Origin of the sequence: Streptomyces sp. NPDC002588 (assembly GCF_040295925.1) — a bacterium.
Classification (GTDB): domain Bacteria; phylum Actinomycetota; class Actinomycetes; order Streptomycetales; family Streptomycetaceae; genus Streptomyces.
Genome location: NZ_JBEOWF010000071.1, coordinates 39,005 through 45,004, shown reverse-complemented (window position 1 = coordinate 45,004; position 6,000 = coordinate 39,005). Strand labels below are relative to the sequence as shown.

6 protein-coding genes are annotated in these 6,000 nt (G+C 73.4%); 5 read left to right on the top strand and 1 reads right to left on the bottom strand.

Translation table 11 applies throughout. From position 1 onward, the window contains the following. The 5 genes from ABT057_RS46540 to ABT057_RS46520 form a co-directional block, all read left to right on the top strand. Positions 1–311: phosphoketolase family protein (locus tag ABT057_RS46540; protein ID WP_502974082.1), on the top strand; the 311-nt coding region annotated here is incomplete at its 5' end. A 35-nt stretch (positions 312–346) separates the two neighbouring features. Then, positions 347–1,360 (top strand): type I glyceraldehyde-3-phosphate dehydrogenase, encoded by a 1,014-nt coding sequence (gene gap, locus ABT057_RS46535; RefSeq protein WP_352350998.1) that lies wholly within the window; start codon positions 347–349, stop codon positions 1,358–1,360. Positions 1,361–1,491: 131 nt separating this feature from the next. Further along, positions 1,492–4,251: a bifunctional acetate--CoA ligase family protein/GNAT family N-acetyltransferase gene (locus ABT057_RS46530; RefSeq protein WP_352350996.1), complete on the top strand. Its 2,760-nt coding sequence runs from the start codon at positions 1,492–1,494 to the stop codon at positions 4,249–4,251. A gap of 20 nt (positions 4,252–4,271) precedes the next feature. Further along, a complete protein-coding gene (locus tag ABT057_RS46525) occupies positions 4,272–4,769 on the top strand; it encodes a flavodoxin domain-containing protein (protein WP_352350994.1) in 498 nt (165 codons plus the stop codon). A gap of 89 nt (positions 4,770–4,858) precedes the next feature. Then, a complete protein-coding gene (locus tag ABT057_RS46520) occupies positions 4,859–5,341 on the top strand; it encodes a DUF1203 domain-containing protein (protein WP_352350992.1) in 483 nt (160 codons plus the stop codon). A 34-nt stretch (positions 5,342–5,375) separates the two neighbouring features. Here ABT057_RS46520 and ABT057_RS46515 read toward each other — a convergent pair whose 3' ends face one another. Continuing rightward, positions 5,376–5,939 carry an Rv1733c family protein gene (locus ABT057_RS46515; RefSeq protein ID WP_352350990.1) on the bottom strand — a complete coding sequence of 188 codons (564 nt, stop codon included), beginning with the start codon at positions 5,937–5,939 and terminating at the stop codon, positions 5,376–5,378. Between the last annotated feature and the right edge of the window lie 61 nt (positions 5,940–6,000).

The window sequence follows — 6,000 nt, the reverse complement described above, 5'->3', positions numbered from 1 at the left end:
TGATCTTCGCGTACCACGGCTACCCGTGGCTGATCCACCGCCTCGCCTACCGCCGTACCGGCCACAAGAACCTGCACGTGCGCGGCTACAAGGAGTCCGGCACCACGACCACGCCGTTCGACATGGTCGTCCGCAACGACCTCGACCGCTACCGGCTGGTCATGGACGTCATCGACCGCGTCCCCGGGCTCGCCGTGCGCGCCGCCGCCGTACGCCAGCAGATGGCCGACGCCCGCACCCGACACCAGGCCTGGATCCGCGAACACGGCACCGACCTGCCCGAGGTCGCCGACTGGACCTGGAACGCCTGACCACCGCAGTTCTCCCCGAAAGGAACTCCACCGCCATGACCGTACGCGTCGGCATCAACGGCTTCGGCCGCATCGGCCGCACCTACCTGCGTGCCGCCCTCGACCGCGCCGAGGAAGGCACCCAGGACGTCGAGGTGGTCGCCATCAACGACATCACCTCGCCCGCCACCCTGGCCCACCTGCTGGAGTACGACTCCACGTTCGGCCGTATCGGACGCGACGTCGAGCACGACGACAGCTCCATCACCGTCGACGGACGGCGCATCGCCGTCACCGCCGAACGCGACCCGGCCGCCCTGCACTGGTCCGACCACGGCGCCGCCGTCGTCATCGAGTCCACCGGCCGCTTCCGCGACCGCGACTCGGCGGCCCTGCACCTGAAGGCCGGAGCCCGCACCGTGCTGCTGTCGGCTCCCGGCAAGGGCGTGGACGCCACCATCGTGATGGGCGTCAACGACCGCGCCTACGACCGGCACCGCGACCGGATCGTCTCCGCCGCCTCCTGCACCACCAACTGCGTCGCGCCGATGGTGAAGGTCCTCGACGACGCCTTCGGTATCGAGCGCGGCGTGATGACCACCATCCACGGCTACACCAACGACCAGTCCCTCCTGGACAGCCCGCACAAGGACCTGCGCCGGGCCCGCTCGGCCGCCCTCAGCATCATCCCCACCAGCACCGGCGCCGCCCGTGCCGTGGGCCTGGTGGTGCCCGAGCTCGCCGGGGCGCTGGACGGGATCGCGGTCCGGGTGCCCGTCGAGGACGGCTCGCTCACCGACCTCGCCGTGGTCCTCGGCAGGGAGGCGGGCGCGGACGAGATCAACGCCGCGTTCGAGGCGGCCGCCGACGGTCCGCTGAACGGCATCCTGCGCGTCTCGAAGGCACCGATCGTCTCCCGCGACGTCATCGGCGACCCCTCGTCCTGCGTCTTCGACCCCGCCCTCACCCAGGCCAACGGCACCCTCGCCAAGGTCTTCGGCTGGTACGACAACGAGTGGGGCTACACCAACCGTCTCCTGGACCTGACGGCACTGGTGGCGGACGACTGACGCAGCCGTGAGCGGGGACTTCCGGCGTCGAGTGGGGCCGACCGGCCCAAGGACGACCCCGTACAGCCCATGGGATCCTCCTCCGCTCCGCCGGACGATCGAAGAAGCGAAAGTCATGGAGGAGACCTGCGATGACGGACGACCTGCTCGACCGGCCCACGGTCCACGCGCTGCTCGCCGACGGCACCACCGTGCGCATACGGCCGGTGTTGCCTGGCGACCACGGCCAGCTGCGAGGGCTCTACGAGGAGATGTCCCCGGAAAACCTCCGTCTGCGCTTCTTCGGGGCGAGCCGGCGCTCCGCCGACCTGGCCGCCGACCGGGCCTGCGCCCCGGCCCGCCCCGGCTACCGGGCCCTGCTGGCCGAGACGGACGGCCGGGTGATCGGCCTCGCCGAGTACGACACCGGCGGGGAGAAGGACGGCGGCGGGGCGGCAGACGGTGAGGCGGCCGGCGCGGAGATCTCCATCGCCGTCGCCGACGGTCTGCACCACCGGGGCGTGGGCACCCTGCTCGTCGAGCACCTGGTCTCGGCGGCGCGCGCGGAAGGCATCACCACCTTCACGGCCGACGCGCTGAGCGAGAACCACGAGGTGCTCCGGCTCTTCGCCGACCTCGGCCTGCGCACCTCCCGCCGCTTCGAGGGGCCGGAGGTGCGCTGCACCGTCCACCTCGACCAGGACGACACCTACCTGTCGGCCGTCGAGGCCCGCGGCCGGTCCGCCGACGTGGCCAGCCTGCTGCCCCTGCTGCGGCCGTCCACGGTCGCCGTGGTCGGCGCCGGCCGCACCCCCGGTTCGGTGGGCCGGGCCATCCTCCACCACCTGCGCACCGGCGGCTTCACCCGCCGCCTCTTCGCCGTGAACCCCCACGTCACGTCACTGCTCGGGGTGCCATGCCATCCGTCCGTCGCGGCCCTGCCGAAGACCCCCGACCTGGTGATCGTGGCCGTGCCCCCCGTCGCGGTCCCGGCCGTCGCCGACGAATGCGGCAGGGCAGGGGTGCGGGCGCTCGTCGTCGTCACCGCCGGTCTCGACCACATCCAGGCCGAGACACTGCTGACCGCCTGCCGCACCTACGGCATGCGGCTCGTCGGACCCAACTGCCTCGGCATCTCCCACACCGACCCCGAGGTGAGCCTCGACGCGACCTTCGCCGCCGGGCACCCCCGCCCCGGGACGGCAGGGGTCGCCGTGCAGTCCGGCGGGATCGGCATCGCCCTGCTCGACGGGCTGTCCCGGCTGGGCATCGGCGTCTCCTCCTTCGTCTCCCTCGGCGACAAGTACGACGTCAGCGGCAACGACATGCTCCAGTGGTGGGAGAGCGACGGCCGCACCGACCTGGCCCTGCTGCACCTGGAGTCCTTCGGCAACCCGCGCGCCTTCTCCCGCACCGCCCGCCGCGTCACCCGCCGTATCCCCGTGCTCACCGTCGACGCCGGGCGCACCGACGCGGGCCGCAAGGCCGCCGCCCCGCACACCGCGGCCGCCGCCACCCGCACCATGACCCGCGGCGCGCTGTTCACCCAGGCCGGCATCACCGCGACCCGCTCGGTCGGCGAACTCCTCGAGACGGCCGCCCTGCTGCACTCCCAGCCGCTGCCCGAAGGCAGCCGCGTCGCGATCGTCACCAACGCGGGCGGCGCCGGAGTGCTCACCGCCGACGCCTGCGCGGAGGACGGACTCGCCCTTCCCCCGTTCACCCCCGCGATGATCGACGAACTGCTCGCGGTGCTGCCGGACGGCGCCTCCGTCGGCAACCCCGTCGACGCCACCGCCGCGGTCTCCGAGCAACAGCTCACCGAGTGCGTGGACCGCCTCACCCGCTGCCCCGGCATCGACGCCGTCATCGTGGCCCTCGTGCCCACGGCCGTCGCCGCGGCCACCGGCGACGACCTGGTACGGGCCGTCACCGCGGCACCCGGCCGGCGGGCACGCCCCGTGCTCGCCGTACGCCTGGAGCAGGACCGGTCCGTCCGCCTGCTGCCCGCCGCGGACGGCGGCACCATCCCCTCCTACGCCGAACCCAGGGCGGCGGCCCGCGCGCTGGCCCACGCCGCCGAGCGCGCCGCCTGGCTCGCCCGGCCCGCAGGCGTGATCCCCGGCCTCGACGACATCGAGACCGCGCGGGCCCGCACAGTCGTCGAGCAGTACCTGTCCGCACTCCCCGACGGCGGCTGGCTCGACCCGCGCACCTGCGCCGACCTGCTGGCCTGCTACGGCATCCCGCAGATCCCGTGGGCCTGGGCGGAGACCGAGGACGACGCCGTGCTCGCAGCCGACCGGCTGCGCGGCTTCGACGGCCGGGTGGTCATGAAGGCCCACTGGCCCGGCCTCCTGCACAAGACCCTGCAGCACGCCGTCCATCTCGACCTGCGTGGCGACTCCCAGGTGCGGGCCGCGTTCCGTGACCTGGAGACCCGATTCGCGGGGCTCATGACCGGCGTGGTCATGCAGCCCCTCGCCGCCCGCGGCACCGAGCTCTTCGCCGGCGTCGTCCAGGACGAGGTCTTCGGTCCGCTCGTCCTGTTCGGGCTCGGCGGCACGGCCACCGAGGTCCTGGCCGACCTCCCCCAGTCTCGGCTTCGCTCGACCGGGGGGACCCCCGTGGCCCGCCTCGCCCCGCTCACCGACCGCGACGTCCACGAGCTGATCACCTCGCCGCGGTGCGCCCCGCTGCTGCTGGGCGCGGACGGAAGCGCCCCCGTGGACCTCGAAGAACTCGAACAGCTGCTGCTGCGGCTGTCCCGGATGGCGGCGGACCTGCCGCAACTCGCCGAGGCCGACTTCAACCCCGTCCTGGCGACACCGGGCGGCGTCACCGTGCTCGACGCACGGATCCGTCTGCTGCCGCGCCGCCGCCAGGACCCGTACCTGCGCCGACTGCGCTGAGCAAGAGGAGGTGGACCGCCATGACCGACACCGTGTTGGTCACCTACGGAACGACGAACGGATCCACGGCGGAGATCGCCGAAGCCGTCGCCGACGTCCTGCGCAAGAGCGGACTGACCGTCGAGTCGCGGCCGGCCCGGTCCGTGACGAGTGTTTCGCGCTACGACGCCGTCGTGGTCGGCGGCGGGCTCTACGCGGGCCGCTGGCACAAGGACGCGCGGCGGTTCGTCCGCCGGCACCCCGCCGTGCTCGCCGAGCGCCCGGTGTGGTTCTTCAGCAGCGGCCCGCTCGACGCCTCGGCCTCCGAGCGGGACATCCCGCCCGTGGCCGGCGTGCGGCGGGCCATGAACCGGCTGGACGTCCGGGACCACGTCACGTTCGGAGGGTGCCTGGAGGAAGGCGCCAAGGGGCGCATCGCCGGGATGATCCTCCGCTCCGGGAAGGGAGGCGACTTCCGGGACTTCGGCGCGATCGAGGCATGGGCGCAGGACATCGCCGGTGCCCTGGCGCGCACCTGAGGGTGGGACAGCCCTCAGGCACGTCCTGCGTGGAACGTGACGTCCGATATCCGCCGGTGCGATCGGCGCCGGGCCGGGAGGCTGGGCGCATGACTACGACATCGACGGTCGCCTTCCGCATCCGTGCACTGCCCGCTGAGGTGCTCGACAGGGTGCGCGCCAGTGGAGTCGACGCCCTCGGGAACCCTGTGGAGAGGATCACCGCCGAGGGCGGCGACCCGCTGCGCTGCTGTCTGCGCAACGCCGAGTCCGGCGAGGAATTGCTGCTCTTCGGTTACCAGCCGCCGCTCCCGGCCGGCCCCTACCGTGAGGTCGGCGCCGTGCTCGCACACGCTGTCCCCTGCGCGGGACCCGCCGACCTCGACAGCTATCCGCCGGACTGGCGCGGGCGTCCGCAGGTGCTGCGGGCGTACGACGCTCGCGGCTGGATCCACGACATGACCAGAGTGCACGACGGCCAGGATCCGGAGGGAGCCATCGCCGAGCTGCTCGCGGAGCCCGAGGTGGTGCAGATCCACAGCCGCAACGTCGCCTGGGGCTGCTACATGTTCACGATCACCCGCGCCGGATAGAGCGGCGTCCGAGCGGCGTCCGGCCTGCGTACGGTCAGCCGGTCTTGTGGCCCCACCGGGGTCCCACCAGGTCCCACTCCGTGGCCCATGCCTCGACCCGGCGCCGGTCGAGCCGCCACCGGGCGACCGCTCCGCCACTCAACACGAGACCGCCGACGGCGGCCGCGGCCACGGCGCCCAGAAGGCCCGACTCGATCGCCGCCTCGGTGGAGCTCGGCGGCGCGGAGGTGAGGCGGCCCTCGGCGTCCTGCCAGACCGTGACCCGGGAGCCGGCCTTGAGGCCGGTGCCCACCAGGGCTTGGCCGGTGCGGGTCGAGCCGTCGGACGCCGTCCAGCGCACCGTGGCGGTGGCGCTGCGCGGGGCGTCCTCCAGCAGCACGGCCCGGACGGACTGCCGCTCGGCTCGCTGCCGGGCGAACGCCCCGTCCGCGGCGTCAGCGGTCACCAGTCCGGCGACCGTGCCGCCCACGGCGAGGACCGCCCACACGGCCAGCACGATCCAGGCCTCGACGATGTCGTCGTGTCGTCGCAGCGGGTTGCTGCGCCACCGCCACAGCCACTTCCTGACGCACTTCCTCACGTACGTGCCAGCGGGCATCGGACCGCACCTCCTCGTCGTCGTGACCCTTCCGAAGGTGCCAGCCGGGCCCGGGCCGCGG

Bases quoted from the DNA above. Each gene is read 5' to 3' on its own strand.
- gap (WP_352350998.1), top strand. From the start codon at position 347: ATGACCGTACGCGTCGGCATCAACGGCTTCGGCCGCATCGGCCGCACC.
- ABT057_RS46530 (WP_352350996.1), top strand. From the start codon at position 1,492: ATGACGGACGACCTGCTCGACCGGCCCACGGTCCACGCGCTGCTCGCC.
- ABT057_RS46525 (WP_352350994.1), top strand. From the start codon at position 4,272: ATGACCGACACCGTGTTGGTCACCTACGGAACGACGAACGGATCCACG.
- ABT057_RS46520 (WP_352350992.1), top strand. From the start codon at position 4,859: ATGACTACGACATCGACGGTCGCCTTCCGCATCCGTGCACTGCCCGCT.
- ABT057_RS46515 (WP_352350990.1), bottom strand. From the start codon at position 5,939: ATGCCCGCTGGCACGTACGTGAGGAAGTGCGTCAGGAAGTGGCTGTGG.